This is a genomic window from Streptomyces tremellae, assembly GCF_039540215.1.
Classification (GTDB): Bacteria; Actinomycetota; Actinomycetes; order Streptomycetales; family Streptomycetaceae; genus Streptomyces; species Streptomyces tremellae.
This window is the reverse complement of the sequence record NZ_BAABEP010000005.1, coordinates 126,110-151,798: the sequence shown is the minus strand read 5'-3', so window position 1 is coordinate 151,798 and position 25,689 is coordinate 126,110. Positions and strand designations below refer to the sequence as shown.

Annotated in this window: 21 protein-coding genes; 10 read left to right on the top strand and 11 right to left on the bottom strand. The window is 73.8% G+C overall.

Annotated elements, in window-relative coordinates:
* Nucleotides 1–12 precede the first annotated feature (12 nt).
* Nucleotides 13–702 carry an HAD family hydrolase gene (locus ABEA77_RS06560; RefSeq protein WP_345642492.1) on the top strand — a complete coding sequence of 230 codons (690 nt, stop codon included), beginning with the start codon at nucleotides 13–15 and terminating at the stop codon, nucleotides 700–702.
* 82 nt (nucleotides 703–784) lie between these two features.
* On the opposite strand, the gene ABEA77_RS06555 is transcribed toward ABEA77_RS06560, so the two are convergent.
* Nucleotides 785–1,666, bottom strand: coding sequence for an SDR family oxidoreductase (locus ABEA77_RS06555; protein ID WP_345642490.1), 882 nt, complete (start codon nucleotides 1,664–1,666; stop codon nucleotides 785–787).
* A gap of 85 nt (nucleotides 1,667–1,751) precedes the next feature.
* On the opposite strand from ABEA77_RS06555, the gene ABEA77_RS06550 reads away from it, so the two are divergent.
* The gene (locus tag ABEA77_RS06550) at nucleotides 1,752–2,330 is read left to right on the top strand and encodes a TetR/AcrR family transcriptional regulator (protein WP_345642487.1); all 579 of its coding nucleotides are present in this window, start codon (nucleotides 1,752–1,754) and stop codon (nucleotides 2,328–2,330) included.
* A 43-nt stretch (nucleotides 2,331–2,373) separates the two neighbouring features.
* Here the strand turns inward: ABEA77_RS06550 and ABEA77_RS06545 are convergent, their stop codons facing one another.
* Nucleotides 2,374–3,294, bottom strand: a complete 921-nt coding sequence (locus ABEA77_RS06545) for an SDR family oxidoreductase (protein WP_345642484.1) — start codon at nucleotides 3,292–3,294, stop codon at nucleotides 2,374–2,376.
* A gap of 83 nt (nucleotides 3,295–3,377) precedes the next feature.
* Here ABEA77_RS06545 and ABEA77_RS06540 point away from each other — a divergent pair, with 83 nt between their 5' ends.
* Nucleotides 3,378–3,959 (top strand): TetR family transcriptional regulator, encoded by a 582-nt coding sequence (locus tag ABEA77_RS06540; RefSeq protein WP_345642481.1) that lies wholly within the window; start codon nucleotides 3,378–3,380, stop codon nucleotides 3,957–3,959.
* A 104-nt stretch (nucleotides 3,960–4,063) separates the two neighbouring features.
* Here the strand turns inward: ABEA77_RS06540 and ABEA77_RS06535 are convergent, their stop codons facing one another.
* The 4 genes from ABEA77_RS06535 to ABEA77_RS06520 all read right to left on the bottom strand — a co-directional run bounded on the left by ABEA77_RS06535 (nucleotide 4,064) and on the right by ABEA77_RS06520 (nucleotide 9,257).
* Nucleotides 4,064–4,984 (bottom strand): carbohydrate ABC transporter permease, encoded by a 921-nt coding sequence (locus tag ABEA77_RS06535; RefSeq protein WP_345642479.1) that lies wholly within the window; start codon nucleotides 4,982–4,984, stop codon nucleotides 4,064–4,066.
* Complete coding sequence (locus ABEA77_RS06530) at nucleotides 4,981–5,931, bottom strand: carbohydrate ABC transporter permease (RefSeq protein WP_345642476.1); 951 nt, start codon at nucleotides 5,929–5,931, stop codon at nucleotides 4,981–4,983. The genes ABEA77_RS06535 and ABEA77_RS06530 overlap by 4 nt, the downstream gene beginning before the upstream one ends.
* A gap of 102 nt (nucleotides 5,932–6,033) precedes the next feature.
* Complete coding sequence (locus tag ABEA77_RS06525) at nucleotides 6,034–7,320, bottom strand: ABC transporter substrate-binding protein (RefSeq protein ID WP_345642473.1); 1,287 nt, start codon at nucleotides 7,318–7,320, stop codon at nucleotides 6,034–6,036.
* Between the two features lie 782 nt (nucleotides 7,321–8,102).
* On the bottom strand, nucleotides 8,103–9,257 hold the full coding sequence (locus ABEA77_RS06520) for an acyl-CoA dehydrogenase family protein (RefSeq protein WP_345642470.1): 1,155 nt from the start codon (nucleotides 9,255–9,257) through the stop codon (nucleotides 8,103–8,105).
* 238 nt (nucleotides 9,258–9,495) lie between these two features.
* On the opposite strand from ABEA77_RS06520, the gene ABEA77_RS06515 reads away from it, so the two are divergent.
* The gene (locus tag ABEA77_RS06515; protein ID WP_345642467.1) at nucleotides 9,496–9,933 is read left to right on the top strand and encodes an Lrp/AsnC family transcriptional regulator; all 438 of its coding nucleotides are present in this window, start codon (nucleotides 9,496–9,498) and stop codon (nucleotides 9,931–9,933) included.
* A gap of 117 nt (nucleotides 9,934–10,050) precedes the next feature.
* Here ABEA77_RS06515 and ABEA77_RS06510 read toward each other — a convergent pair whose 3' ends face one another.
* Nucleotides 10,051–11,643, bottom strand: a complete 1,593-nt coding sequence (locus tag ABEA77_RS06510; protein ID WP_345642465.1) for an MDR family MFS transporter — start codon at nucleotides 11,641–11,643, stop codon at nucleotides 10,051–10,053.
* 243 nt (nucleotides 11,644–11,886) lie between these two features.
* Between ABEA77_RS06510 and ABEA77_RS06505 the strand changes: the two genes are divergently transcribed.
* Together ABEA77_RS06505 and ABEA77_RS06500 are read left to right on the top strand one after the other, a co-directional pair.
* Nucleotides 11,887–14,487 carry a SpoIIE family protein phosphatase gene (locus ABEA77_RS06505; protein ID WP_345642462.1) on the top strand — a complete coding sequence of 867 codons (2,601 nt, stop codon included), beginning with the start codon at nucleotides 11,887–11,889 and terminating at the stop codon, nucleotides 14,485–14,487.
* Between the two features lie 101 nt (nucleotides 14,488–14,588).
* Complete coding sequence (locus ABEA77_RS06500) at nucleotides 14,589–15,194, top strand: TetR/AcrR family transcriptional regulator (protein ID WP_345642460.1); 606 nt, start codon at nucleotides 14,589–14,591, stop codon at nucleotides 15,192–15,194.
* A gap of 13 nt (nucleotides 15,195–15,207) precedes the next feature.
* Here the strand turns inward: ABEA77_RS06500 and ABEA77_RS06495 are convergent, their stop codons facing one another.
* Nucleotides 15,208–16,227, bottom strand: coding sequence for an aldo/keto reductase (locus tag ABEA77_RS06495; RefSeq protein WP_345642458.1), 1,020 nt, complete (start codon nucleotides 16,225–16,227; stop codon nucleotides 15,208–15,210).
* 160 nt (nucleotides 16,228–16,387) lie between these two features.
* Here ABEA77_RS06495 and ABEA77_RS06490 point away from each other — a divergent pair, with 160 nt between their 5' ends.
* Nucleotides 16,388–17,284 carry a helix-turn-helix transcriptional regulator gene (locus tag ABEA77_RS06490; protein ID WP_345642456.1) on the top strand — a complete coding sequence of 299 codons (897 nt, stop codon included), beginning with the start codon at nucleotides 16,388–16,390 and terminating at the stop codon, nucleotides 17,282–17,284.
* Between the two features lie 19 nt (nucleotides 17,285–17,303).
* On the opposite strand, the gene ABEA77_RS06485 is transcribed toward ABEA77_RS06490, so the two are convergent.
* Nucleotides 17,304–18,269: a pyridoxal-phosphate dependent enzyme gene (locus ABEA77_RS06485; protein ID WP_345642453.1), complete on the bottom strand. Its 966-nt coding sequence runs from the start codon at nucleotides 18,267–18,269 to the stop codon at nucleotides 17,304–17,306.
* Nucleotides 18,270–18,555: 286 nt separating this feature from the next.
* Between ABEA77_RS06485 and ABEA77_RS06480 the strand changes: the two genes are divergently transcribed.
* Complete coding sequence (locus ABEA77_RS06480) at nucleotides 18,556–19,893, top strand: FAD-binding oxidoreductase (RefSeq protein ID WP_345642450.1); 1,338 nt, start codon at nucleotides 18,556–18,558, stop codon at nucleotides 19,891–19,893.
* A 418-nt stretch (nucleotides 19,894–20,311) separates the two neighbouring features.
* Nucleotides 20,312–22,600 (top strand): prolyl oligopeptidase family serine peptidase, encoded by a 2,289-nt coding sequence (locus tag ABEA77_RS06475; protein ID WP_345642447.1) that lies wholly within the window; start codon nucleotides 20,312–20,314, stop codon nucleotides 22,598–22,600.
* A gap of 424 nt (nucleotides 22,601–23,024) precedes the next feature.
* Here the strand turns inward: ABEA77_RS06475 and ABEA77_RS06470 are convergent, their stop codons facing one another.
* Nucleotides 23,025–23,846, bottom strand: coding sequence for an LLM class F420-dependent oxidoreductase (locus ABEA77_RS06470; protein ID WP_345642444.1), 822 nt, complete (start codon nucleotides 23,844–23,846; stop codon nucleotides 23,025–23,027).
* 258 nt (nucleotides 23,847–24,104) lie between these two features.
* On the opposite strand from ABEA77_RS06470, the gene ABEA77_RS06465 reads away from it, so the two are divergent.
* Nucleotides 24,105–24,746 carry a phosphatase PAP2 family protein gene (locus tag ABEA77_RS06465; RefSeq protein WP_345642441.1) on the top strand — a complete coding sequence of 214 codons (642 nt, stop codon included), beginning with the start codon at nucleotides 24,105–24,107 and terminating at the stop codon, nucleotides 24,744–24,746.
* A 78-nt stretch (nucleotides 24,747–24,824) separates the two neighbouring features.
* On the opposite strand, the gene ABEA77_RS06460 is transcribed toward ABEA77_RS06465, so the two are convergent.
* Nucleotides 24,825–25,688, bottom strand: coding sequence for a GH25 family lysozyme (locus ABEA77_RS06460; protein WP_345642438.1), 864 nt, complete (start codon nucleotides 25,686–25,688; stop codon nucleotides 24,825–24,827).
* Between the last annotated feature and the right edge of the window lies 1 nt (nucleotide 25,689).

Below are 25,689 nucleotides of genomic sequence, written 5' to 3'. Positions count from 1 at the left end.
CATGCTGGGGCCATGAGCTCCCCGCGGACCGCCGCCGTCCTGTTCGACCTGGACGGCACCCTGATCGACACCGAGCCGCTGTACTACGAGGCGACCCGGCGCGTGCTCGCGCGCCACGGGGCGCCGGACTTCGGCTGGGAGCAGCACGCGGGCTTCATCGGGGTCGGCACGCGGGAGACGCTTGAGGCGCTGGCCGCGCGGTACGCGATCGGCTCCCCGGTGGACGCGCTGCTCGCCGAGGTGAACGGCGAGCACCTGGAGCTGCTGCGGTCGTCGGCCGAGGTGTTCCCGCAGATGCGGAAGCTGGTGGAGCGGCTGTGCGCGGCCGGGGTGCCGATGGCCGTGGCGTCCGGATCCTCGCGCGAGGCGATCGGCGCCGCGCTGGCGCACGGCGGCCTCGCCGGGTTCTTCCCCGTCGCGGTCTCGGCCGAGGAGGTCGGCGCGGGCAAGCCGGAGCCCGACGTCTTCTTCGAGGCCGCGCGGCGGCTCGGGGTGGCGCCGGACGCGTGCGCCGTCCTGGAGGACTCGGGCCCCGGGGTCGCGGCAGCGCACGCCGCGGGCATGCGCTGCCTCGCGGTGCTCTCCGTGCCGGTCGGGCCCGGCGAACGGCCGGGCCCCGCGTTCCGCACGGCGGAGCTGGTGTTCGGGGGCGGGCACGCCGAGTTCACGGCGCGGGCCGCGTACGACTGGCTGGCCGTCTGACCGTGGCCCCGGGCCCCGTGTGCCGCCGTCGCGCGGGCTGCGCCGTCGCGCGTACGGGACCGCGGCGGCACTCGGGCCCCGGTCAGGGCCGGATGTTCTCCAGGTCCTCCAGCAGGCTCGGGTGCTCGGGCCGCCAGCCGAGCTCCTGCCGGGTGCGCGCGCTCGACGCGGGCTGGTCGGCCTCGAAGATCGGGCCGAGCGGGCCGTACGTCTCGGTCGGCACCGGCTCGACCGGCAGGCCGAGCCTGCGCCCGATGACGGCGGCGATGTCGCGTACGGCGTCCCCCTCGTCGGCCACGGCGTGCCAGGCGCTGCCGGCCGGCGCCCCTTCCAGGGCGAGCCGGAAGAGGACCGCCGCGTCGAGCGCGTGCACGGCGGGCCAGCGCTGGGTGCCGTCGCCAGGGTAGCCGGACACCCCGGTCCTGCGCGCGATGCCGGTCAGCACCCCGGCGAAGCCGCCGTCGCCGTGGTGGTGGACCGTGCGCGGAAGCCGGACGGCGGCGCTCCTGACCCCGCGCGCCGCCAGGCCGAGCACCGCCGTGACCGCGCGGCCCCGGCCGCCGACCGGGCCCTCGGTCGGCACGGGGTCCGCCTCGGTGGCGGCGCGGCCCGGCGCGTGGGGCGTGCCCGAGGCGGTGACGAACGGGCGGTCACTGCCGACGAGTTCCTCGCCGAGCGCCGCGAGGGCCTCGCTCTCCTCCGTGACCGCCCGGGCGAGCGCCTCGGGGCTGCTGAAGTCGTTGGCGAACGCCAGGTGGATCACTCCGTCGGCCCCGGCGGCGCCCGAGCGCAGGACGTCCAGGTCGGCGAGGCCGCCTCGCAGCACTTCCGCGCCTGCCTCCCGTGCCGCGCGCGCCGAGGCGTCGGAGCGGGCGAGCGCGAGGACGGTGTGGCCGTGGCCGAGCAGCTCGGCGACGACGACGGACCCGATCAGGCCCGTGCCGCCGGTGACGAAGACACGCATGAGACTCTCCAGAACGTGATGGGACTCTTGTCCCGTCACCCTAGCAGGGTGACGGGCCAAGAGTCCCATCACGTATGATCGACCCATGGGGAGATGGGCACCGGGAGCGCGCGAACGGCTCGTCATGGCCGCCCTCGACCTGTTCACCGAGCAGGGGTACGACACCACGACGGTCGCGCAGATCGCCGAGCGCGCCGGGGTCACCAAGAGCACGTTCTTCCGCCACTTCCCCGACAAGCGCGAGCTGCTGGTGGCCGGCCAGGAGACACTGAGCAGGCTGCTGGCCGAGGGGATAGCCGAGGCGCCCGCCGACGCCGGGCCGCTCACCGCGGTGGCCGCGGGCCTTGAGCGCGCCTCGACCTCGATGGGCCCGGTCAACCACGAGCTCGCGCCCCGGCTGAAGGCGGCCGTCGCCGCCAGCGCCGAACTCCAGGAGCGCGACACCCTCAAGTCCGTCGGCCTCGCGGCGGCGATGACCGCCGCGCTCGCCGACCGCGGCGTGCCGGGCCCGGCCGCCGCCCTCGCGGGCGAGCTGGGCGTCCTCGCCTTCAAGCGGGGGTTCGCGCAGTGGTCCGAGGGCGAGCGCGGCGGCGGGGACGAGCTCGCCGGGTGCGTCCTCGCAGCCCTGGAGGAGCTGCGGGCGGCGAGCGCGTCGCTGACCTGAGCCGCCGGCCGCGCACGGGACGGAGCGCGACCGGGTCAGGACGTCAGGCCGTGGCGGGCGCCGTGAAGTAGTGGCCCTTGTCGAGGTCTTCCAGGAGACCGGGGCCCGTGGGGTGCCAGTCGAGCAGCTCGCGGGTGCGGGCGCTGGACGCCGGGGCGTCGAGGCCGACGAAGCCGCCGAGCCAGCTGAACCGCTCGGACAGGTCCTTGTCGGGGACGGAGTCCACCGGTACGTCGAGGTGGCGGCCGATGACCTCGGCGATCTCCCGCAGAGCGACGCCCTCCTCCGCCGCGCCGTGGAGTATCGACCCTGCCGGGGCCTTCTCGACGGCGAGGCGGAACAGCCGCGCCGCGTCGTCGCGGTGCACGGCGGGCCAGCGGTTGGTGCCGTCGCCCGGGTAGCCGGAGGCGCCGTGCTCGCGTGCGAAGCCGACGAGGGCGGCCATGAAGCCCTGGTCGCCGTCGCCGTGGCAGGTCGGCGAGAGCCGGACGACGCTGGAGCGGACGCCGCGCTCCGCCAGGCCGACCGCGACCGCCGCGGTGCTCTGCCGCACGCCGACCGGCGAGCCCTCGGCCGCGGGCAGGTCCTGCTCGGTCGCGATCCGTCCGGGCGTGACGCCGAGCAGCCCCGAGGCGATGACGAAGGGGCGGTCGGACCCGGCGAGCGCGTCACCGAAGGCCTCGACGGCGCGCCGGTCGGCCTCGGCCGCCTCCTGGAAGCCGCCGGAGAAGGCGCTGTCGTGCTTGAAGGCGAGGTGGACCACCCCGTCGGAGGCGGCCGCCGCCTCCCGCAGCACGTCCAGGTCGTCGAGTGTGCCCCGTACGGCCTCCGCCCCGGCCGCGGCGAGGACGGCCGCGGACTTCTCGGAGCGGGCGAGCCCGACCACCTGGTGGCCGGCGCCGATCAGTTCGGAGACGGTCGGGGAGCCGAGCCAGCCGGACGCCCCGGTCACGAAGATGCGCATGAGAGAACCCCAGTGATTGATGTCAGTGACTGCCGTCAGCCTAGCGCACCATGTCAGCAACTGCCATCGCATAGAATCCGACCATGGGACGATGGGAGCCGGACGCGCGCGGACGCCTGGCGAAGGCGGCGCTCGACCTGTACAGCGAGCGCGGCTTCGAGCAGACCACCGCCGCGGAGATCGCCAGGCGGGCCGGGCTGACGGAGCGGACCTTCTTCCGCCACTACGCCGACAAGCGCGAGGTGCTGTTCGCGGGCTCCCCCGAGATGCAGCACCTGTTCGTGACGGCGGTCGCGGGGGCCGCGCCGTCCGCCTCCCCGATGGAGGCGCTGGCCGCGGGCTACGACGCGGTGTCCGGCTTCTTCGCCGACCGCCGCGACTTCGCCCGCAAGCGGCAGGCCGTCATCCTGCAGAACGCGGAGCTCCTGGAGCGTGAGCTGATGAAGCTCGCCTCGCTGGCGGCGGCACTCGCGGGCGCCCTGCGGGAGCGCGGTACGGCGACCGCGGAGGCGAGCCTGGCGGCCGAGGCGGGCGTCGCCGTGTTCAAGGTCGGGTTCGAGCGCTGGGTGTCACCCGGCGAGGAGCGCGGGATGGCGCAGCTGCTGCGGGGCGCCCTGGCCGAACTGGGGTCACTGACCGGGGGACGGCTGAGCGGAGGCGGCTGAGCGGGGGCGCCCGGCCGGCTCGGCGCCGGAAGAACACAGCGGCGGCGCGCGGTGCGTGGGCACCGTGCACCGCCGCATGCGGTGGCGCGCGAACGCGCCGTGGCTCAGCCCTTGTTGGCGCCGAGTGTCAGGCCGGACACGAACTGCTTCTGGAGGGCGAAGAACACCACCAGGGTGGGCACGGCCACGATCAGCGCGGCGGCCGAGATCAGGTTGTTGTTCACGAAGAACTGGCCCTGAAGGTTGTTGAGCGCCGCGGTGATGGGCCGGTTGCTGCCGGTCTGCATCAGCACGGTCGCCCAGAAGAAGTCGTTGTAGATCCAGGTGAATTCGAGCGTGGCGAGGGCCGCGAGCACCGGACGGCACAGCGGCAGCACCAGCTGCCAGTACTGCCGCCAGGCGGACGCGCCGTCCACCAGCGCCGCCTCCCCCAGCTCCTTCGGGATCGTGCGCATGTAGTTGGACAGTACGAAGGCGCAGAACCCGGTCTGGAAGGCGACATGGATCAGGATGAGCCCGAGGAAGGAGTCGTCGAGCTTGCCCGACGCGGCCAGCCACTCCGGCAGCGGGATCATCTGGTACATCTTGAACAGCGGCGTGATGATGGCCTGTTGGGGCAGCAGGTTGCCCGCGGTGAACAGCATGAGCAGCGCGATGTTCAGCTTGAAGTTGAACCGCGCCACCACGAACGCGACCATGCTGGACAGCCACAGCGTGACCACCAGCGCGGGCACGGTGATGATGACCGAGTTCCAGAAGTAGTGCAGCAGCTGTGCCTGGTCCCAGGCGGCGGTGAAGTTCCCGAAGCCGAAGTGGCCGCCGACGGAGACGTATCCGTGCTTCTGGGTGTCCGCGTACGGCCGCAGCGCGGTGTAGAAGGCGTACAGCAGCGGCAGCAGCCAGACGATGGACGTGCCGATCAGGAAGGCGTGGAGCGCGATCCGGCCGGCCCGCGGGGTGCGCCGCTCGCGGGGCGCGGGCGCCGCGGCGGGCAGCCCGGTGCGCTCGGTGGTCAGCGTCGTCATCCTCGCTCGTCCTTCCGGAACATGCTGATCAGGTACGGCACGATGAAGGCCAGCGAGATCACCAGGAGGATCGTCGCGAGCGCGGAGCCGAAGCCGATGCGGCTGGCCTCACCGACGATGTTGTCCGTCACCAGCACCGAGAGCAGTTCCAGGCCGTTGGTGCCCTTGTTGATGACGTAGACGATGTCGAAGGCGCGCAGGGACTCGATGACCGTGATCACCAGGACCACGACGTTGATCGGGCGCAGTGCGGGCCAGACCACGTGCCGGAAGGTCTGCGCGCCGCCCGCGCCGTCGAGCGCCGCCGCCTCCTTGAGCGAAGGGTCGACGCTCTTGAGGCCCGCGAGGTAGAGCACCATCACATAGCCCGCCTGGCGCCAGCAGGCCATGATCATGACCGCCCAGATGTTCAGGTGCGGATTGCCCATCCAGTCGATGACGTGGTGGTCCGCGTGCCCGGTGAGGTTGTTGATGAGGCCCTGGGTGGGCGAGAAGATCAGCTCGGTCATGAAGCCGATCAGCGCGAGGGAGAGCACCACGGGCAGGAACAGGATGGACTGGTAGATCCGGGAGTAGCGGATCTGCTTGTCCAGCTGCACGGCGAGGAACAGCCCGAAGGGCGCGGGCAGCACGAAGAAGACCGCGAGCCAGATCAGGTTGTGCTCGATCGCCGGGTCGAAGGGCGGGTAGATCGTGAAGATGTTCTTGTAGTTCTCGGTGCCGACCCACTGGATCGTGGAGAAGTCGCCGAACCCGGTCCAGCTGGAGAACGACAGGACGATCGATGCCAGGGCGGGCACCCAGACGAACGCCACGGTGATCAGAGTGGGGATGCCGGCCATCAGGCCGAGGCTCACCCGGTCCCGCACGGTGAGCTGCCTCAGATGGCGTCGCTTGGTCTTGGGGGGCGTGGTCCGCGGCGCTGTCGCGCCGTCCACAACAGTCATGTGTTCCTCGTCGTTCTCACACCGGGCTGTGCCGTAGGGGCCGGGTGCGGTGCCCGCGGTCGCGGGCACCGCACCCGGCCCTCAGGGGTCCGAGCGGACGGGTCAGCTGCCGCTCGCCCAGATGGTCTTGGCCTGCTTGTCGACGTTCGACAGGATGGAGGCGATCTCGCCGGGGCTGTTCAGGAACTTCTGGATCGCCGGGATCATGACCGGGTCTGCGAAGTCGGGCCGCGTGTCGCGGTCCATGAACTGCGAGAGGCTCTTGGCGCCGGTGATCAGCTTGGCGGCGTCCTTCTGCGGCTGGGTGTACTTCGAGGTGTCGACGCCGCTCGCGGTCGCGATGTCCGCCGGGTTGGTGCCGAGCCACAGCTGCTGCGCGGGCGCGGTGCCGAGGTAGCTCAGGAGCTTGTCGACGCCGTCCCTGTTCTTGGGCGACTTGGAGACCATGAAGCCGTCGACGGGCGCCTCGACCGCGGTCTGGCCGTACTTCGGGTTGATCTCGGGGAACGCGAACAGGCCGAGGTCCGCGGCCTTGTCACCGGTGAAGATGGTGCCGATCTGGTCGAGCCCGAGGACCATCATGCCGGCCTTCTGGTTGACGAGCGCCTGCGCGCCCTCCTGCCAGGTCTGGCCGGCGAACCCCGGTGAGTAGTACGGGATCAGCTCGCGCCACTGGTCGAAGACGGCCTTCACCTGGGGGGTGTTCCACTTCTCGCCCTTGCGCATGAGGTCGATGTGGAAGTCGAAGCCGTTGATGCGCATGTTCAGGTAGTCGAACGTGCCCATGGACGGCCAGCCGTCCTTGTTGGTGAAGGCGATCGGGGTGATGCCGTCGCCCTTCATCTTCTTCGCGAGGGCGATGTACTCGTCCCAGGTGGTGGGGACGGAGTAGCCCTTCTTCTTCCACAGGCTCTTGCTGTAGAAGACGGCCCACGGGTAGTAGTCGAACGGCACGAGGTAGTAGTGCCCGTCCGGCGCCTTGCTCTGGGCCTTCATGGCGTCGGTGTAGTGCGGGCCGATCGTCTTCCAGACGTCGTCGACGTCGCTGGCGAGGCCCTGGCCCGCGAAGAACTGCATGCGCTCACCGGCGAACCAGTTGAACACGTCGTCCGGGTTGCCCTGGAGGTAGCTTGAGATGTTCTGCTGGAAGGTGTTGTGGTCGACCCAGTTGGGCTTGACCGTGATGCCGGTGGCCTTCTTGGCAGCGGCGAAGACGTTGACGTAAGCGCCCTTCGGCTGCGGCACCGCCGCGTTGGAGCCGAAGGTGACCGTCTTGCCGCCGGAGCCGCCGGAGCTCCCGCCGCTGCCGCCGCACGCGGTCAGCAGCGGTCCCGCCGCCACCACTCCGGCGCCCAGGACGGCGCCACGAAGCACGGACCGTCGGGACATGGACGACATGTCAGGTATGGGTATACCGGGTCCCGATCGTCGACCGTCAGTCGAGAAAAGCTTCATGACCCCTCCCTGCGGGGCTGCTGCGAATAGAACACAAACGAACGTGACCCGACAGATGTCACCAATACACAGGTCGAGTGTCAAGACATCAAACGATTGCGATATCGACGTGTGCCCGTTTTCCCCCGGACAGACAGCAACACAACGCCCCATTACCCCCGTTGGGGGTATTCCGGACACCTGTTGAGAAAAGTTGGTTCCTGATTGAGAATGTGAGTTCCGAGGGCGGACCGGTGGAACCGGTCTGCGCCCGTGCCGTCCGCCGCCTCACCATACCCGTCAGTAGTCACACCGCCCCCGCCCGGCCCGCGTCCGCACCGCCGCTCCGCCGGGGTGTCAGCGACCGCCGCCGGTCCGCACGGCCGGCGGTCGTGGACCGTGACCGCGACGCCCCCGGTCGCACAACTCGGCCTGGGTGAGCGGCCGGGCGCCGTACGGGGCGCCTCGTAGCGCACCGGCGGCACACCGCCCCACCGGCGCGCTACGGTGCGTCGGCCATGTCCGCCACCCGGATCCCCGGGGCACGGGCGCCGGCCGGACGGCGGGGAGTCCGACCCGTACCCGCCGGAGCCGTCCAGGGACCGCGCCCCCGGCCGACGATCCCCCGGAAACCTCCCAGCCCCGGCCCGAGCGGTCCCGCACGCCGAAAACGCCTCCCGGCTCTCTCGTCGGGAGGCGTTCGTCCGGTAGGCGATCTACGCGCGTTGCAGGAGTCTCTACTTCCGGTCCGAGTGCGTCGCGAGGCCGCGGCTGATGACCAGGCGCTGGATCTGGTTGGTGCCCTCGAAGATCTGCATGATCTTGGCCTCGCGCATGTAGCGCTCGACGGGGTAGTCGCGGGTGTAGCCGTAGCCGCCGAAGACCTGGACCGCGTCCGTGGCGACCTTCATCGCCGCGTCCGTGGCGGTGAGTTTGGCGATGCTCGCGTGCCTGCTGTAGTCGCGGCCCGCGTCCCGTCTGCGGGCCGCGTCCAGGTACGTGGCACGGGCCGAGCCCACGGCCGCGGCCATGTCGGCGAGCAGGAAGCCGAGGCCCTGGTGGTCGATGATGCGGCGGCCGAAGGTGGTCCGCTCGTTGGCGTAGGCGACGGCCGCGTCCAGCGCGGCCTGGGCGAGCCCGGTGGCGCACGCGGCGATGCCGAGGCGGCCCGAGTCCAGCGCGCTGAAGGCGATTTCGAGGCCCTGGCCCTCCTCGCCGATCAGCCGGTCCGCTTCGAGCAGCGCGCCGTCCCAGTAGGCGGCGGTGGTCGGCACGGCGTGCAGGCCCATCTTCTCCTCGGGGGCGCCGAAGGTGAGCCCGTCCGCGCTGCCGGGGGCGAAGAAGCAGGAGACGCCGTGGCTGCCGGGGCCGGTGCGCGCGAACAGCGCGTAGAAGCCCGCCCTGCCGCCGTGGGTGATCCACGCCTTGGAGCCGGTGACGCGGTAACCGCCGTCCACGGGCTCCGCCTTGCAGGCGATGGCAGCCGCGTCGGAGCCTGCCTGCGGCTCGGAGAGGCTGTAGCCGCCGACGAGGGCGCCGGAGAGCACGTCCTCGGCCCACCGCTCCCGCTGCGCTTCCGTGCCGAACGTCATCAGCGGGAAGGCCGCGAGGGTGTGCACGCTCGTCGCCACCGCGACGGCCGCCCAGCGCTCCGCGAGTTCTTCGAGGACCTGGAGGTAGACCTCGTACGGCTGTCCCCCGCCGCCGAGTTCCTCCGGGTACGGCAGGCCGAGCAGCCCGGCCTCGCCGAGCAGCCCGAACAGGCCCTCGGGGTAGGTCTCCGCGCGCTCGTGGCCGTCGACGATCGGGGCGAGTTCGCGGTCGGCGAGCCGGCGGGTGAGCGCCAGCAGGTCCTGGGCCTCTTCACTGGGCAGCAGGCGGTCGACGGGCACGGCGGCTTCCTTCTGACAAGTACCGGGAGGGGTACGGGCGGACGGGTGCGGACGAGGCCCTTCTCCGGCCGGGCGAGGGGCCACGCCACGCTACTCGCTGATCAGAACGCGGCGCAGGGAGCCAGACAAGTATCCGGCGCGCACCGGCCGCCAAGTCGCAAATTTTTTCCGCCGTAGCGGGGAATGACTGCAATAGTTTGCTTGACACGGGCCGGTCGGTGACACGGAGGGACGCTCGATGACGGATGTGGACGAGACGGACCACCGGCTGCTGCGCCTGCTGCGCGAGGACGGCAGGCGTACGTACTCCGAGATGGCGGCCGAGGTCGGGCTGTCCGTCGCGGCCGTCAAGCGCAGGGTGGACCGGCTGCGGGAGACGGGGGTGATCACCGGCTTCACAGCCCGGGTGGACCACGCGAGGCTCGGCCGGGCCATCGAGGCGTTCGTCGAGCTGCGGTTCGCGGGCACGACGCCGGTGCGGGAGATCGTGGCGAGCGCGTACACCGTGCCGGAGGTCCAGGCGGTGTTCACCATGGCGGGCGACCCCGACGCGCTGCTGCACGTGCGGGTGCGCGACCTCGACCACCTCCAGCACGTCATCGACGGGCTGCGCCGCTCGGACCAGATCACCGGCACCAAGACGCTGATGGTGCTGGGGTCCTGGTCGAGGCCGTGACGCGGCGGACCGCCGCGCCCGGGGTCCGCGCCGGGGCCGTACGACGCGACGGCCGCCGGGGCCCGTCCTGCGCGGACGGGCCCCGGTGGGGGGGAGCGGCTCTCCCGCTCCCCCGCGTCACCCGGCGGTGGCCGCCTCGGTCGCGGGCTGCCGCTCCTGCTCCGCGCCTGAAGCCGCGGGCCCGGCCGCGGCCCTGTCCGCACCGCCGAACCCGCGCAGCGGGACGTGCCGGATGAACAGTGCCACCGCGACACCGCACGCCGCGACGGCCGAGGCGACCGTGAAGACCTCCACGACCCCGTGGGTCACGGCCGAGGCGAACAGGTGCCTGGCCGCCTCGGGCAGCCCGCGCAGCGCCTCGGGGGTCATGGACTGCGCGGAGCCCGCGGCGGGGCCGCCCGCGGAGCCGAGGCGGGAGCTGAGCCCGCTCGCGTACACCGAGCCGAGGACGGAGACGCCGACCGAGCCGCCCATGTTGCGCAGGAAGGTGGAGGCGCCGGTGGCCGCGCCCATGTCCCCCACAGGGGCGCTGCTCTGCGCGAGCAGCGTGGTGGTCTGCATCAGGCAGCCGAGGCCGATGCCGAGCGGCACCATGAACAGCGAGGTCACCAGCGACGAGGTGGAGGTGTCCATGGTGGCGAACAGGCCGAGGCCGGCCGCCATCAGCGCGGCGCCCGCGACGAGGAAGGCCTTGTAGCGGCCAGTGCGGCCGATGAGCGTGCCGCTCGCGATGGAGACCACCATGGCGGCGATCATCATCGGCATCAGCAGCAGGCCGCTGTTGGTGGCCGAGGAGCCCTGGACGAACTGCTGGAACTGCGGCAGGAACGTCACTCCGCCGAACATCGCGAAGCCGGAGAGGAACGCGAGGGTTCCGGCGAGCGAGAAGTTGCGGCTGCGGAAGACCGAGAGGGGCATGACCGGGTCGGTGACCCTCCGCTCGACGAGCACGAAGGCGGCGAAGGCGGCGACAGTGACGGCTGCGAGCCCGACGATCGGCGCGGAGAGCCAGGCGTACTGCCCGCCGCCCCAGCTGGTGAGCAGCACGAGCGCGGTGATCCAGGTGGTCAGCAGCCCGGCGCCCCACCAGTCGACGCGTCCGGCGCCGCTCCCCTTCGGCAGGGTGCGCAGCGTGAACCAGGCGACGGCGAGGGCGAGCACGCCGAGCGGCAGGTTGACGTAGAAGGCCCAGCGCCAGCTGAGGTGGTCGGTGATGAAGCCGCCGACGAGCGGTCCGCCGATCATGGCGACCGGCATCGCGGCCATCATGACGCCCTGGTACTTGCTGCGGTCGCGCGGCGGCACGATGTCCGCGACGACGGCCAGCACGCCGACCATCAGGCCGCCGGCGCCGAGCCCCTGGAGGGCGCGGAACCCGACCAGTTCGCCGAAGTTCTGGGCCATGCCGCACAGCGCGGAGCCGACGAGGAACAGGGCGATGGAGGCGAGGAAGGTCTTCCTGCGGCCGTACAGGTCGCCGAGCTTGCCCCAGATGGGCGTGGCAGCGGTGGACGCCAGGATGTAGCCGGTCGTCACCCACGACAGGTGTTCGAGACCGCCGAGGTCGCCGACGATCGTGGGCAGCGCGGGCGCCACGATCGTGTTGTCCAGCATCGCCAACAGCATGGCGATGAGCAGGGCGACCATCGCCGCCATGATCTGCCGGGGGGAGAGCCGCGGGGGTGCCGCGCTCGGTGCTTCTGCGGTCATCGGGGAACCGTCCGTCCGTCTGCGCCTGCGGGACGCCGTCACCACGCCCGCTTACTTACCGGTCGGCAAGTAACTTACTAGCCGACCGGCTAGCTTGCAAGCGGCGGGCCCACGGGCCCGCGCCGGGGCCCGGGGACCGTCCGGTGGACCGCCTCGGGTCGCCGTCCGGCCCGGCTGTTGGCACCGTTGCCTGTACGCCGGGGCCACACGGGGCGGCGCGTACCGGAGCGAAGGGACTTCGAGGTGACACAGGAGCGGCGGGCACCGGAAGGCGAGGGCCCCCTGCTCGTCATGGACGGCGCGGGGACGGTACGCCGCTGGAGCGCGCGGGCCGAGCGGGTCTTCGGCCGCTCCCGCGCGGAGGCGGTCGGCAGGCCGGCGGTGTGGGCCACGTCGACGTACGCCAGGGCGCTGCGCGTACGGCCGTACGCGGACGGCGCGGCGCGGCGGCCCCGGACGGCCGGGGCGACCGGTGGGACAGGTGGGACCGGGGCGACCGGTGGAACCGGTGGGACCGACGAGGCCGGCGGGACCGCGGGCGCGCTGTGCTGGACGGTCGAACTGGCCGACGGGGACCGCCCGGAGGAGGGGGCCTGGGACGCGGCGGTCCTCGACGCGCTGTTCGGCCAGGCGCCGGTGGGGCTGCACATCCTCGACACGGACCTGCGCGTCGTCCGGGCGGACGGCGGTACGGGGCGCTCGCGCGGCGGCGGGGAGGGGGCGCTCGTGGGCCGGCGGTTCGACGAGGTGTACCGGCTCGTGGACCCGGCGGGGCAGGAGGCGGTCGCGCGGCGGATCCTCGCCACCGGCGTCCCGGCGGTCGAGCGCACGGTCCGCGTCTTCGCGGACCCGGAGCGCACGCGTGAGCGGCTGTACGCCGTCTCCTGCTTCCGCCTGCACGACCGCGTGGACGGCCGGGTGCTCGGCCTCGCGGTGGTGGTCGTCGACCGTACGGAGCGGGAGCGCGCGAAGGCGCTCGCCGACCTGCTCGCCACGGCACGCGACCGGGTCGGCAGGTCCCTGGACACCGTGGCCACCTGCCAGGACCTGGCGGAGACCCTGGCCCCCGGTTTCGCCGACCGCGTGGAGGTGGAGATCGCGGACACCGTCGTCCACGGCGCACAGCCGCCCGTACCGGCCGGCGGCCAGGCGCCTCTCCTGCGGTGCGCCGCGGTCCTCGGCACCCCGGTCCACGGCCCGGCACCCGACCGCGACGCCCTCGGGGACCGGGGCGCGGGGACGGCCCGGCCCGGCCCCGGAGTCCTGGACGGCGCAGCACACGGGGACGCGGCGGACACCGGAGCCGTCGCGTACGGCAGCCCCGTGCCCCCCGCTGACGTCGGCACGGGCGGCACCACCGGGGTGGACGCGGCTGAGGACGGCACGGCGGACGAGAGCGGCGGGGCGTGGGGCTCCCCGGAGGGCGAAGCGTCGCCGCCCGCTCGTCCTTGCGGGGAGCGGGCCGGGGAGGCGCGGGTGCTGCGGGGGCCGAGTCCTGAGACGCGGGCGCTCGACGACCTCGAGCCGCACCTGGTCGACCTGCGCGGCGGCGGGCCGCGCACGGAGGGCGGCAAACTCGTGCCGCCCGGGGCGCACACGCTCCTCGTGGTGCCGCTCGCCCTGCGCGGCGGCGCGCTCGGGCTGCTGCACCTTTACCGCACGGGCGCGTCGGAGCCGTTCACCCGCGACGAGGTGGCCACGGCCGTCGAGATCGCCGCGCACGCCGCCCTGGCCGTCGACAACGCGCGGCGGTACGCCCACGAGCGGGCGCTCGCCGCGACCGTCCAGCGCAGGCTGCTGCCGCAGCGCGCGGCCGACTCGCCGCTGGGGGTGCGCACGGCGCACGCGTACCGGCCGGGGCCCGCGGGCGGCGGCGCCTGGTTCGACGTGATCCCGCTCGCCGGGGCGTGCAGCGCCTTCGTGGTGGGCGAGGTCGCGGGCGACGGGATCCACGCGGCGACCGCGATGGGGCAGGTGCGCACCGCGGTGCGTGCCTTCGCGACGCTCGGCATCGAACCCGACGAGTTGCTCGCCCGGGTCGACGAGGTGGTCGCGCAGCTGGCCGCCGAGCGGCGCGCCCTGCCCGCGCACGACCCGCTGCGCGCGGAACCGCTCACCGTGGCCTGCGTGTACGCGGTCTACGACGCCGGCGACGGCCTGTGCACGGTGGCGCGCGGCGGCGGCGCCGACCCCTGGCTCGCCGGGCCCGGCGGCCCGTTTTCGCCGCTGGGCGCCCCCGAGGGGCCGCTGCTCGGCGACCTCGACGTCGCGCCGTTCGCCTCGCTCACGGTCGAGCTCGCCGAGGGCAGCACGCTCGTGCTCTCCGCGTCGCCCGCCGCGCGGATCCGCCCCGTCCTCGGCACCCGCACGGCGTCCGACTCCGTCCGCGCGATCTGCGACGCGCTGGCGCGCGACGCGCGCGGGGACGGCTCGGACGCCGTCTTCCTCGCCGCGGGAACCACGGCGCTGCCGGCCGACACCACGGTGTCGTGGCGGCTCGGCCTGGACGAGCAGGCACCGGCGCGGGCCCGCTCCCTGGCCGTCGACTGGCTGGCCGGCCGCGTCGGCGGGGAGGCCGCGTTCGGCGCCGAGCTCGTCGTCAGCGAGCTGGTGACGAACGCCGTGCGGTACGGCGTCCCGCCGCTGACGCTCCGGCTCATCCTGGGCCGGGTGCTGACGGTCGAGGTGAAGGACGCCTCGCCGACCACGCCGCACCTGCGGCACGCGCGCACCCACGACGAGGGAGGGCGCGGCCTGTTCATCATCGCGCAGCTCGCCGACCGCTGGGGGACGCGCCGTACCCCGCAGGGCAAGACGATCTGGGCGGAGATGTCCCGCGAGTGAGGGGGCGGGCCGGGCGCGTACCGCGCGGATCGGCGGCGCGGTAGCCTGACGGCTCTGGACCGTATGGTCCAGCCGTCTGGCCGCTCTCCCGGGAGGATCCGATGACCGCCGCCCTCACCGCCAAGGGCCGTGCGACGCGCGCCCGGATCGTGGAGTCCGCGGCGCTGGTGCTGCGCGAGTCGGGCGTCTCCGCCACGCTCGACGACATCAGAAGCCGGTCGGGGACGAGCAAGAGCCAGCTGTTCCACTACTTCCCCGAGGGCAAGGACCAGCTCCTGCTCGCCGTCGCGCAGTACGAGGCCGACCGCGTCCTCGACGACCAGCAGCCGTATCTGGGCTGCCTCGACACCTGGGAGGCCTGGTACCGGTGGCGGGACGTGGTGGTGGCCCGGTACGAGGCGCAGGGCGACACCTGTCCGCTCGGGACGCTGTTCCACCAGGTCGGCCGCTCGACGCCGGGCGCGCGGGCCATCGTGGTGGAGCTGCTGCGCACCTGGCAGGAGCATCTGGCGGCCGGCGTGCGCGCCGTACGCGACAACGGCCTGCTGCCCGCCTCCTACGACGTCGACACGGCCGCGGCCGCGCTGCTCGCGGGCATCCAGGGCGGTGTCTCGATCATGCTGGCGACGGGCCGTCCAGGACACCTCGAAGCGGCGCTCGACTGGGGCATCGCGCGGATGCGCGAGGGGGCCGTCCCGGTGGGGTGAGGCCCGCCGGGGCTCAGCGGGCGATGCGCCGGGCGCGCCGCTCGTCGAGTGCCGAGGGGACGAACATCAGGTCGTTCCTGTTCAGGTTCGTGCCCGGCGGCACGATCTCGTCGATCCGGTCGAGCACGTCGTCGCCGAGCACCGTGTCCGCGCCCGCGAGCAGCCCGGCCAGGTGCTCCGGGGTGCGGGGCCCGATCAGCACGGACGTGACCGCCGGGTGGGACCTGACGAACGCGGTCGCGAGGTGCGGCATGTCGAGTCCGGCCTCGTCCGCGACCCCGGCCAGCCGCTCCACCGCCTCGGCCTTGGCCCGGTTGCCGGGGTCGGAGAGGTCGAACAGCCGGGCGCCGACGCCCGCGTTGCGGTGGCCTGCCGTGGGGTCTCGGCGGCCGGAGAGCCAGCCGGAGGCCAGCGGCCCGAAGGTCAGCACGCCCATGCCGTAACGCTGTGCCGTGGGAAAGACGTTGGACTCGGCGCCACGCACCAGCATGTTGTACTGCGGCTGTTCCGACCTGAACCTCAAATGCCCCCGCCGCTCGGCGGTCCACTGCGCCTCGACGATCTGCTCGGGGTGGAACATCGAGGAGCCGAACGCGCGCACCTTGCCGGCCCGCACCAGGTCGGTCAGCGCGGCGAGGGTCTCGTCCAGTTCGGTGTCCGGGTCCCAGCGGTGCATCTGGTAGAGGTCGATGTGGTCGGTGCCGAGGCGGCGCAGGCTGTCCTCCACCGCGCGCACGATCCACCGGCGGGAGCCGCCCCGCAGGGTGGCGTCCTCGCCCATCGGCATCCCGAACTTGGTCGCGAGGACCACCTCGTCGCGGCGGCCCTTGAGCGCCTTGCCGACGATGGTCTCGGACTCGCCGTCCGAGTACACGTCCGCGGTGTCGATGAAGTTGATGCCGGCGTCCATCGCGGCGTGGACGATGCGCACCGACTCGTCGTGGTCGGTGTTGCCCATCGCGCCGAGCATCATCGTGCCGAGCGCGAACTCGCTGACCGACATGCCCGTGCCGCCGAGAATCCTGCGTTCCATGTCCTGTGCTTCCGCCTTCCGGCCTCGTGTCGTCCCCCGTCCTCACGCTCAAGCCAACCACCGCGGCGGGGTGCCCGCAGCGCACGAGAGGGGTACTGCCGTACCCCCTCAGGGCGGGACGCGCGCGGCCAGGGCGGCGCGCGCGGCATACCCTGGCCGTATGGACGAGGCGGAAGACCGGGTGAACGGGGAGTTCAGCGCGTTCCTGCGGTCCCGGCGGGCCCGCCTTGCGCCGCGCGACGCGGGCCTGCCCGCGGGCCTCGGCCCGCGCAGGGTGCCGGGCCTGCGGCGCGAGGAGGTCGCCCGGCTCGCCGGGGTGAGCGTCGACTACTACGTGCGGCTGGAGCGCGGGCGGGCCGCGCACGTGTCGGACGCGGTCCTCGACGCGCTGGCGCGGGCGCTGCGGCTCGACGGCACCGAGCGTGCACACCTGTGCACGCTGGCGGTGCCCGCGCGGCGGCGGTCCGCCGGTGTGCCGCCCGGCGCGACCGAGCCGCCCCCCGTGGGGTCCGCGCAGCGGGTACGGCCCGGGCTGCTGCGGCTGCTCGACACACTCGGGGACACGCCCGCGCTGGTGCTCGGCCGCCGCTACGACGTCCTGGCCTCGAACCGGGCTGCCCGCGCGCTCTACACGGACTTCGAGGCGCTGCCGGTGCGGGAGCGCAACATGGTGCGCTTCCTCTTCCTCGACGAGGCGGCAAGGACCCTGTACGCGGACTGGCCCGCCGCCGCCCGCAGCACGGTCGCGGGGCTGCGCCTGTATGCGGGGCGCCACCCCCGCGACCCGGGGCTCGCGGAACTGGCCGGCGAACTGTGCGACCGCGACGCGGACTTCAGGCGGTGGTGGGGCGAGCACGACGTGCACGAGCGCTGCCACGGTGTGAAGCGCTACCGCCATCCGCTCGTCGGCGAACTGGTGCTCGGCTACGAGGCGCTCGCGCCCACGGCCGACGCCGACCAGGTCCTCGGCACGCACACCGCGGAACCCGGCTCGCCGTCCGAGGGGGCGCTACGGCGCCTCGCCGCCCTGGCCGCGGCGCCTCCGCCGCTGTCCTGACCCCGCGGGGCCCCGCCGGTCAGCCGCCGCAGAGTTCCGCGAAGCGCCGTGCGTCGATGTTGCCGCCCGAAATGATCACACCGACGCGGCGCACGCCCGCGACCCGGCGGTTCAGCAGCGCGGCCAGGCCGGTCGCGCCGCTCGGCTCGGTCACGGTCTTCAACCGCTCGAAGGCGAGCCGCATGGCGCCGCGGATCTCGTCGTCGGAGACGAGCTCGATACCGTCGACAAGGCGCCGGTTGAGGGAGAACGTCAGCTCGCCGGGGGTCGAGGCCGCCTGGCCGTCCGCTATGGTCCGCGGCACCGGGATGCTCACGCGGGCGCCGGCCTCCAGGGACCGCTTGGTGTCGTCGCCTGCCTCCGGCTCGACGCCCACGACCCGGATCGCCGGGTCGAGCCCCTTGGCCGCGACCGCGGAGCCCGCGAGGAGCCCGCCGCCGCCGACGGGCACGACGAGCGTGTCGAGCCCCTCCACCTCCTCGGCGAGTTCGAGCGCCGCGGTGCCCTGGCCCGCGATGACGTGCGGGTGCTCGTACGGCGGGATCAGCGCGAGGCCGCGCTCGGCCGCCATCGCCTCGCCGAGCGCGACCCGGTCGCCTGTGTAGCGGTCGTAGGTGAGGACCTCGGCGCCGTACCCGGCGGTCGCCTCCCGCTTGGAGCTCGGCGTGTCCTCCGGCATGAGGATGACGGCGGTGCTCCCCAGCTCCCGCGCGGCGAGCGCCACGGCCTGCGCGTGGTTGCCCGAGGAGTACGCGGCGATGCCCGCGGCGAGCTGCTCGGCGGACAGCCGCGACGCCGCGTTGTAGGCGCCGCGGAACTTGAACGCCCCGACCCGCTGGAGGTTCTCGCACTTGAGGTACACCTCGGCGCCGACCAGTTCGTCGAGGGTGCGGGAGCGCAGCACGGGCGTGCGGTGGGCGACGCCCTTGAGCCGCCCGGCGGCGTCGCGCACATCGTCCAGGGTGACCGGCGGGGTGTTCGGCATACGGGCGCTCCAGGGCGGCGGGACGGCACTCGGGCCTGAGGGTCGGTGAACGGTCCCGAACGTATCCCATCGGGCGCCCCCCTCCGCCAGGGGGTTTGGCGGCCCTGCCGGGCCCGGGGCGCGCCGGTTAGCGTGAGAGGCGCACACGACTCCTGCGGCGCCCGCACCTCCCCCCGGGTGCGGCCCGCGGGCCCGTACGACCGAGGAGGCCACCATCTCGTCCGCCGACCCCCGCGCGGCTCTCGCCGCGGCCCTGCCGGAGGCCGACCTGGTCACCGACCCCGACGTGCTGGCGTCCCTGAGCGCGGACGACGCCGAGTGGGCGGCCGCGGAGCGGCCGCTCGCCGCGCTGCGCGCCGTCTCGACCGCGCAGGTGCGGGCGGCCGTGCGGGCCTGCGCGGAGCTGGGCGTGCCGGTGGTGCCGCGCGGCGCGGGCACGGGCCTGTCCGGCGGGGCGAACGCCACGGAGGGCTGTCTCGTCCTCGACCTGTCCCGGATGGACCGGGTGCTGGAGATCGACGCGGAGAACCTGGTCGCCGTGGTCCAGCCCGGCGTGGTCAACGACGACCTCAAGAAGGCCGTCGCCGAGCACGGGCTCTGGTATCCGCCGGACCCGGCGAGCGCGCCGTGGTCCACGATCGGCGGGAACGTGGCGACGAACGCGGGCGGCCTGTGCTGTCTCAAGTACGGCGTGACCCGCGACTACGTGCTCGGGCTCAAGGCGGTGGTGGGCGGGCCCGCCGGGGAGTACGGCACGGCCGTGCGGCTCGGCAGGCGGACGACCAAGGGCGTGTCGGGGTACGACCTGGCCTCGCTGTTCGTCGGCTCCGAGGGCACGCTCGGCGTGGTCACCGAGGTCACCCTGCGGCTGCGGCCCGCGCGGCGGGACGTCCCGCACACGGTGGTGGGCGCGTTCGACAGCCTGGTGGCCGCGGGCGAGGCGGTCGCGCTCTGCACCCGGCGCGGCCTCGCGCCCGCCGCGCTCGAACTGCTCGACCGTGCCTGCCTCGAAGCCGTCGAGGAGTGGAAGCACCTGGGGCTGGAGCCGGAGGCCGCGGCACTGCTGCTCGCCAGGCTCGACGCGCCGGGGCAGGCGGGCACGGAGGAGGCGGAGGCGGTGGCGCGGGCGTTCGCCGAGTCGGGGGCGCGCTGGGCCGAGCGGTCCACGGACGCCGTCGAGGCGGAGGCGCTGTTCGAGGCGCGGCGGCTCGCCTACCCCGCGCTGGAGCGGCTGGGCCCCGTGCTCACCGAGGACGTGTGCGTACCGCGGTCCGCGGTGCCCGCGATGCTGGCCCGCACGGAGGAGACCGGGCGGCGGCACGGGGTGCGGATCGCGACGATCGCGCACGCGGGCGACGGGAACCTGCACCCGCTGCTGATCACCCCGCCCGGCGACGAGGCGGCGCGCCGGGCGGCGCAGGCCGCGTTCGAGGAGCTGCTCGCCCAGGCGGTGGCGCTCGGCGGCACGGTGACGGGCGAGCACGGCGTGGGGCTGCTGAAGCGGGGCGGGATGCGGGCCGAACTCGGCCCCGAGGTGTGCGCGATGCAGGAGGCGGTGAAGCGTACGCTCGACCCGCTCGGGCTGTTCAACCCCGGCAAGGTGGTGGGTGCGCCGGGCTCCTGAGGGCGGGGCTCGCCGCGGCGCGGGGCGCGCGCCGTCGCACGCCGCGGATGCGGGGTTGTAGGACGAACTTCCTTTTCACGCTCCCAGGTTACTTCGCGTTACTCCAGGTGACCGGTGGGCAGTGTTGTGTCCAAGCCGGTGATGTCCGGCTGTTCAGGGACAAAGGGAGAGAAGAGATGCTTCTTCCGGCGGATGACTGGAGCCCGCACGACGGACCGGTCGGAGACGCCTCGGTGCCGCGGTGGATCGCCGACGTGTACGAGGGCGACCAGAACTGACGAAGTGACGCAGTGTCCGCCGTCCGGCGGGCCAGGTTCCCACGGCGTGGCGGCGCGGCTCGGCGGACGGCGTGGACCGCCCGGCGTCCGCGCCCCTCGTCGGCTTTCCCCTCCTTCGACCGAGAGGCCACGGCCGCCTTATGTGCGCATCCCGTTCCGACGACGCGTTCCGCCCACCCGACACGTACCGGCAGCTGCTCGTGGAGAGTGTCCACGGCTCGCAGGTGCCCGACCCGTACCGCTGGCTCGAATCGGCCGACAGCTCGCGCACCCGCAGCTGGGCCGCGCGGCAGGACGCGCTGTTCGCCGCCCACCGCGCCACCTGGACGGACGGGGAGGCGTGGGGCCGCGCGCTGGCCGACGCCACGGCGCCGTTCCGGATGTCCGCGCCGGTCACCCGGGGGCGGCGGTCCTTCACCGAGCGCCTGCTGCCCGGCCAGGAGCAGTCCGTGCTGTGCGCGACCGAGCCCGACGCGTGGGACCAGCCGCGCGAGTACGTGGTCGCGGACCCGGCCGCCGACCTCGGGGGCCGTACCCGCCTCGCGCTGTGGCGGCCCTCGTGGGAGGGCGACCGGGTGGCCTGCCAGTTCGCGCCCGACGGCGGGCACACCACGGTCCTGCTGGTGTACGCGGCGGACGGCAGCGGCCCGCTCGGCGAGCCGATCCCGGGTCTTCGCCACTCCCCCGTGGCCTGGCTGCCCGGCGCCGCCGCCTTCTACTACGTGTCGGGTTCCGAGTCGGCCGACGACCCGCTCCGCGTGAGGCTGCACCGCATCGGGCGCCCGGCCGCCGAGGACGAGGAGGTGTTCGGGGACACGGTCGGCCGCGCCACCCACTTCGGACTGACCGTCTCACCCGACGGCGCCCGGCTGATCGTCTCGGTGGTGACGGGCGCCGCGTCGGGCAACGACCTGTGGCTCGCCTGGGTCCCGGAGGACGACCCGGCGCGGCCGAGCTGGCACCGCATCGTGAGCGGCTCGCCGCGGGGCGCCCTGGCCTCCGTCCGGCTCCACCCCGACGGCACGGCCCGGATGCACACCGACCACCTGGCACCGCGCGGGCGCATTCTCGCCTCGGCCGGGCCGCTGACCCCGCGCCACGGGGCCGGGCAGTGGCGCGAGCTGGTGCCCGAGCACCCGAAGGCGGTCCTCGGGGACAGCGCGATGCTGCACCACGTGTCGCTCGCCGCACCGGTGCTGCTGGTGCTGCGCACGACGGCGGCGGTCAGCAGGCTGACGGTGCACAACGCGACGGACGGCCAGGAGATGGCGGAGGTCCCCCTGCCGGGCACGGGCACGGTCACGGCGCTGCGCGCCGACCCGGCGGGCGGCCCCCGCGCCTGGTTCACGTACTCCGACTTCGGCACGCCGCCCCGCGTGTACTGCTATGACGCGACCACCGGCACGGTCTTCCCGTGGCAGGAGTGGCCGGAGACGCCCGCGCCCGTCGCGCCCGCCGACGCGCCGTCCGGCGACACCGCGTACGCGCCGGCGAACGTGTACACGCCGGTGCAGCTGGTCCGTACGGGCCTGACGACCCGGCAGTTCACGTACTGGGCGAGCGACAGCGTGCCCGTCACCCTCTTCCTGCTCAGCAGGGGCGACGCGGACGACGGCCCGCGCCCGCTGATGATCACGGGATACGGCGGATTCGGCGTGCTGATGAGACCGAGCTACCGTCCCATGGCCTACGCCTGGGCCACCGCGGGCGGGGTGTTCGCCGTCGCGTGCGTGCGCGGCGGCGGCGAGGGCGGTCGCGCCTGGCACGAGGCGGGCAGCGGCCCGTTCGGCAGGACGCGCGCCGCCGACGACCTCAACGACGCGGCCGAGTGGCTGATCAGGGAGGGCTGGACGGACCGGACCAGGCTCGCCGCGTTCGGCGCGTCGAACGGCGGTCTGCTGGTGACGGCCGCCGTCACCCGCCGCCCCGACCTGTACGCCGCGGTCGCCGTCAACGGCCCCTTGACGGACATGGTGCGCTACGACCGCTTCGGCCTCGGCAGCACCTGGACCAAGGAGTACGGCACCCCCGACGGCCCCCGCCAGACGGCCGCCCTGCTGGAGCTCTCCCCGTACCACCGCGTCACGCCCGGCGTCCGCTACCCGGCCACCCTGCTGTGCGGCGCCGCCGACGACACCCACACGGGCGCCGAGCACGTGCGCAAGATGTGCGCCGCGCTCCAGCAGGCGACCGCGGGTCCGCCGGTGCTGATGCGCCGCGACCACGAGGCGCCGCACGGCTCGACGTCCTCGGCCCTGGAGGCCGACATCCTGACCTTCCTCGCCCACCACACCGGTCTCGCGCCGCAGGGCGCGGTGCCCGAGCAGCGGACCGGCCACGGGCGGGGCAAGCACCGCGGAGCCCCCGCCCCGTCGCCCGCGGTGCGGCTGTGGCGCTCCACGACGACGCACCTGCACCCGGACGACTGACAGGCACGGCGCCGGTCCGCGGCGCGGCGCGCCTGCCCGCGCCGCGGGGCTCCGGGGAGCGCCCGGGCGTGAACGGTTCGCGGCGGCGCGCGGAGATCCGCGACCTGCTTGAGGCGGGTCCGTTGTCGGTGGCCTACGTACCGGGCCGACTCGGCGACGCGGCGTGGGAGCGCCCCTGCCGAAGGCCTCGGAGAGTGCGGAGAGCACTGCCGGGCGTCGCGAGCCGGACGCGACTTCGCGGACACGGCTGGCGAGTGTCTGACACATACCGTCGGCCGCCCGAAGGGCGGGGCTGACGGCGTCCGGCGCGTGCTGCCGCACGGCGGAGGACCGGCCGTGTACCGGACGTACCAGGCCGACCCCGACAACGCGGCGAGAGCGCGCGCCAGGCGCCGTCAGCCAGGCGGTAGGTGGCAGACACGACCTAGCCTCGCGCCACCACCGCGGCCATGCTGTCGAGGGTGCGGAGCGTGTCCGTCCTTGCTTCGGTCGGGAGGTCGAACAGGACGCGGTCCACGCCGAGTTCGGCGTAGGCGGCGACCTCTTCCTGGCGGTGGCCCGCGCCGAAGACCGTCACGGGCACCTCGCGGCCCGCGAGGTCGTTGAGCCGCTTCATCAGCGGGCCGAGTTCCGCGGGCGGCAGCGAGTTGGCGAGCCAGGCGTCGCCGTACTCGACCACGCGGGGGAAGGGGCGCTCCCCACCGCCCACGTACACCGGCGGGTGCGGCGCGCGGACCGGCTTGGGCCAGAGGTAGACGGGGTCGAGGTCGATGAACTCGCCGTGGAACTCGGTGGTCTCCTCGGTCCACAGGGAGCGGATGACGGCGAGGCGCTCGTCGACCAGGCGGCCCCGCGTGGCGGGGTCGGTGCCGTGGTTGGCCATCTCCTCGCGGTTCCAGCCGACGCCGACCCCGAGGACGGCCCGCCCGCCCGAGACCACGTCGAGCGAGGCGGCCTCCTTCGCCGTGTGGATCGGGTCCCGCTGCCCGACCAGGGCGACACCCGTGCCGACGAGCAGCCGCTCGGTCACCACGGCGGCGGCGGTGAGGGCGACGAACGGGTCGAGGGTGCGGTAGTACTTCGCGGGCAGCGTGCCGCCGCCGGGCCAGGGCGAGCGGCGGCCCACCGGGATGTGGGAGTGCTCGGCGATCAGCAGCTGGTCGAAGCCGCGCTCCTCGACCGCCCTGCCGAGGGCGGCCGGGCCGATGCCCTGGTCGGTGACGAACGTGGAGATGCCGTACTTCACTGTGGCCCCTTTCGCATGTCCTTCGGGTGATCCCTTCCCCGTTGTCCTTCCGTGCAACGGCCGCAGGACCGTCCGTCCCGGCGACGGCCCATTCCGGGGGGCGGGAACCCCGCGCACCCTTCCTTCGTTCACCCTGCGGCCGCCTCTCGTTCATCGATTTGGCCGCCCCCGACCTTTCGTCTACTGTCTTGTAGACGAATTTGGCCGACCGGCTGCTCCGCCGGCGTGCCCGTGCGACACCTGTGGAGGAAGCGGCTGATGACCACGCACGCGGCGGTGACCCTCGCCTTCGACGGCTCGGGCATCGACGGCTCGCTGTTCACCCACGTGACCGACTTCGCCCGGGACACGCCCTCGCTCAACGGCCCCCTCGCGCTGTGGACCAACGCGGGCCTGGGCGTCTTCGCGGTGCTCATGGTGATCGGGTGGTGGAGGGCCCGCAGGCGCGGCGCCCCCGCGATGACACTGGCGCTCGCCGTCCCGGTGGCGGTCGCGGTCACCTTCGCCGTCGCCGAGGTGTTCAAGAAGCTGATCGCCGAGGTGCGGCCGTGCTACTCGCTGCCGCACGACTACTTCGTCGAGGCGTGCCCCGTGCGCAGCGACTACGCCTTCCCCAGCGGCCACAGCACCACCGCCTTCGCGACCGTGGCCGCGCTGTGGCTGCTCGACCGGCGGCTCGCCTCCGTCGCCGCGCTCTTCGCGCTGTTCGAGGGCTTCACGCGGGTCTACGTGGGCGCGCACTACCCGCACGACGTGATCGCTTCGGCCGTGCTGTCCCTGCCGGTCGCGTACGCGGTGAGCCGGCTGTTCGCCCTCGCGTTCGGCCCGCTGGTGGCCCGGCTCAGCACCGGGGCGCTGGCGCCGCTGCTCACCGCGCGCACGCCCGCGCACGCGCGCTGACCCGCCCGGCCCCCGCACACAGCGTCGTTCCCCGCCGGCCCCCGGACCCGGGTGCCGGCGGGGAGCGCGCCGCGCGTCTCAGACGTTGTCCGCGAGGTTCACCACACCGCTCAGCGGGCCGTTGAACCGGTCCTGGTCGCCGGGGAAGGTCCCGGAGTCGGCGAACTGCCAGAACGTGTAGAACGGCCAGCCTGCCGGGAGTGTGCCCACGCTGGAGGCGTAGCGCGCGATGAACAGCGGGTCGTTGGCGGAGAACGCCGCCGTGTTGCCGGTGCAGGTGGTCCACCAGTCGGTGGTGGTGTAGATGGTGGGCCACCGGGTGGTCTTGGCGTGCACCTCGTTCACGAACGACGTGATCCAGCTGACCATGGACGCCTGGCTGAGGCCCCAGCAGGTGGACGACGCGCCGTACTCGATGTCCAGCATCGGCGGGAGGGTCTTGCCGTCCTTCGACCAGCCGCCGCCGTGCGCGACGAAGTAGTCCGCCTGCGCGGCACCGGTCGAGGTGCTGGGCGTGGCGAAGTGGTAGGCGCCGCGGATGAACCCCGCGTTGTACGAACCGGTGTAGTTGGCGGAGAAGTCCGGGTCGCGGTAGGTGGTGCCCTCGGTCGCCTTCATGTAGACGAAGCGGGCGCCGTTCGCGTACGCCGACGCCCAGTTGATGGCGCCCTGGTAGTGGCTCACGTCCATGCCGGGGGTCTGGGTGGCCCGCGGTGCGGCGGCGGGCGGCCGTACGGCTCCGCCTTCGTGGGCCCGGACGGTGGAGCCCATCCAGTCGAGTTCCGGGTTCTGGGCGGCCTGGGCGGTGGGGGCCGCCGGTGCGGGGGCCGCGTCCGCCGTCCCGGGCAGCGCGACGGCCAGCCCCGTGAGACCCGCGAGGGCGGCGGCGCAGGGCAGCGCGCGGCGGGCGGATCTGCGGCGGAACGTGCGGGCGAGGTCCATC

Bases quoted from the DNA above. Each gene is read 5' to 3' on its own strand.
- ABEA77_RS06500 (WP_345642460.1), top strand. From the start codon at position 14,589: ATGACCGCCGCCCTCACCGCCAAGGGCCGTGCGACGCGCGCCCGGATC.
- ABEA77_RS06545 (WP_345642484.1), bottom strand. From the start codon at position 3,294: ATGCGCATCTTCGTGACCGGGGCGTCCGGCTGGCTCGGCTCCCCGACC.
- ABEA77_RS06525 (WP_345642473.1), bottom strand. From the start codon at position 7,320: ATGTCCCGACGGTCCGTGCTTCGTGGCGCCGTCCTGGGCGCCGGAGTG.
- ABEA77_RS06550 (WP_345642487.1), top strand. From the start codon at position 1,752: ATGGGGAGATGGGCACCGGGAGCGCGCGAACGGCTCGTCATGGCCGCC.
- ABEA77_RS06540 (WP_345642481.1), top strand. From the start codon at position 3,378: ATGGGACGATGGGAGCCGGACGCGCGCGGACGCCTGGCGAAGGCGGCG.
- ABEA77_RS06465 (WP_345642441.1), top strand. From the start codon at position 24,105: ATGACCACGCACGCGGCGGTGACCCTCGCCTTCGACGGCTCGGGCATC.
- ABEA77_RS06490 (WP_345642456.1), top strand. From the start codon at position 16,388: ATGGACGAGGCGGAAGACCGGGTGAACGGGGAGTTCAGCGCGTTCCTG.
- ABEA77_RS06475 (WP_345642447.1), top strand. From the start codon at position 20,312: ATGTGCGCATCCCGTTCCGACGACGCGTTCCGCCCACCCGACACGTAC.
- ABEA77_RS06560 (WP_345642492.1), top strand. From the start codon at position 13: ATGAGCTCCCCGCGGACCGCCGCCGTCCTGTTCGACCTGGACGGCACC.
- ABEA77_RS06535 (WP_345642479.1), bottom strand. From the start codon at position 4,984: ATGACGACGCTGACCACCGAGCGCACCGGGCTGCCCGCCGCGGCGCCC.
- ABEA77_RS06530 (WP_345642476.1), bottom strand. From the start codon at position 5,931: ATGACTGTTGTGGACGGCGCGACAGCGCCGCGGACCACGCCCCCCAAG.
- ABEA77_RS06495 (WP_345642458.1), bottom strand. From the start codon at position 16,227: ATGGAACGCAGGATTCTCGGCGGCACGGGCATGTCGGTCAGCGAGTTC.
- ABEA77_RS06485 (WP_345642453.1), bottom strand. From the start codon at position 18,269: ATGCCGAACACCCCGCCGGTCACCCTGGACGATGTGCGCGACGCCGCC.
- ABEA77_RS06515 (WP_345642467.1), top strand. From the start codon at position 9,496: ATGACGGATGTGGACGAGACGGACCACCGGCTGCTGCGCCTGCTGCGC.
- ABEA77_RS06555 (WP_345642490.1), bottom strand. From the start codon at position 1,666: ATGCGTGTCTTCGTCACCGGCGGCACGGGCCTGATCGGGTCCGTCGTC.
- ABEA77_RS06510 (WP_345642465.1), bottom strand. From the start codon at position 11,643: ATGACCGCAGAAGCACCGAGCGCGGCACCCCCGCGGCTCTCCCCCCGG.
- ABEA77_RS06460 (WP_345642438.1), bottom strand. From the start codon at position 25,688: ATGGACCTCGCCCGCACGTTCCGCCGCAGATCCGCCCGCCGCGCGCTG.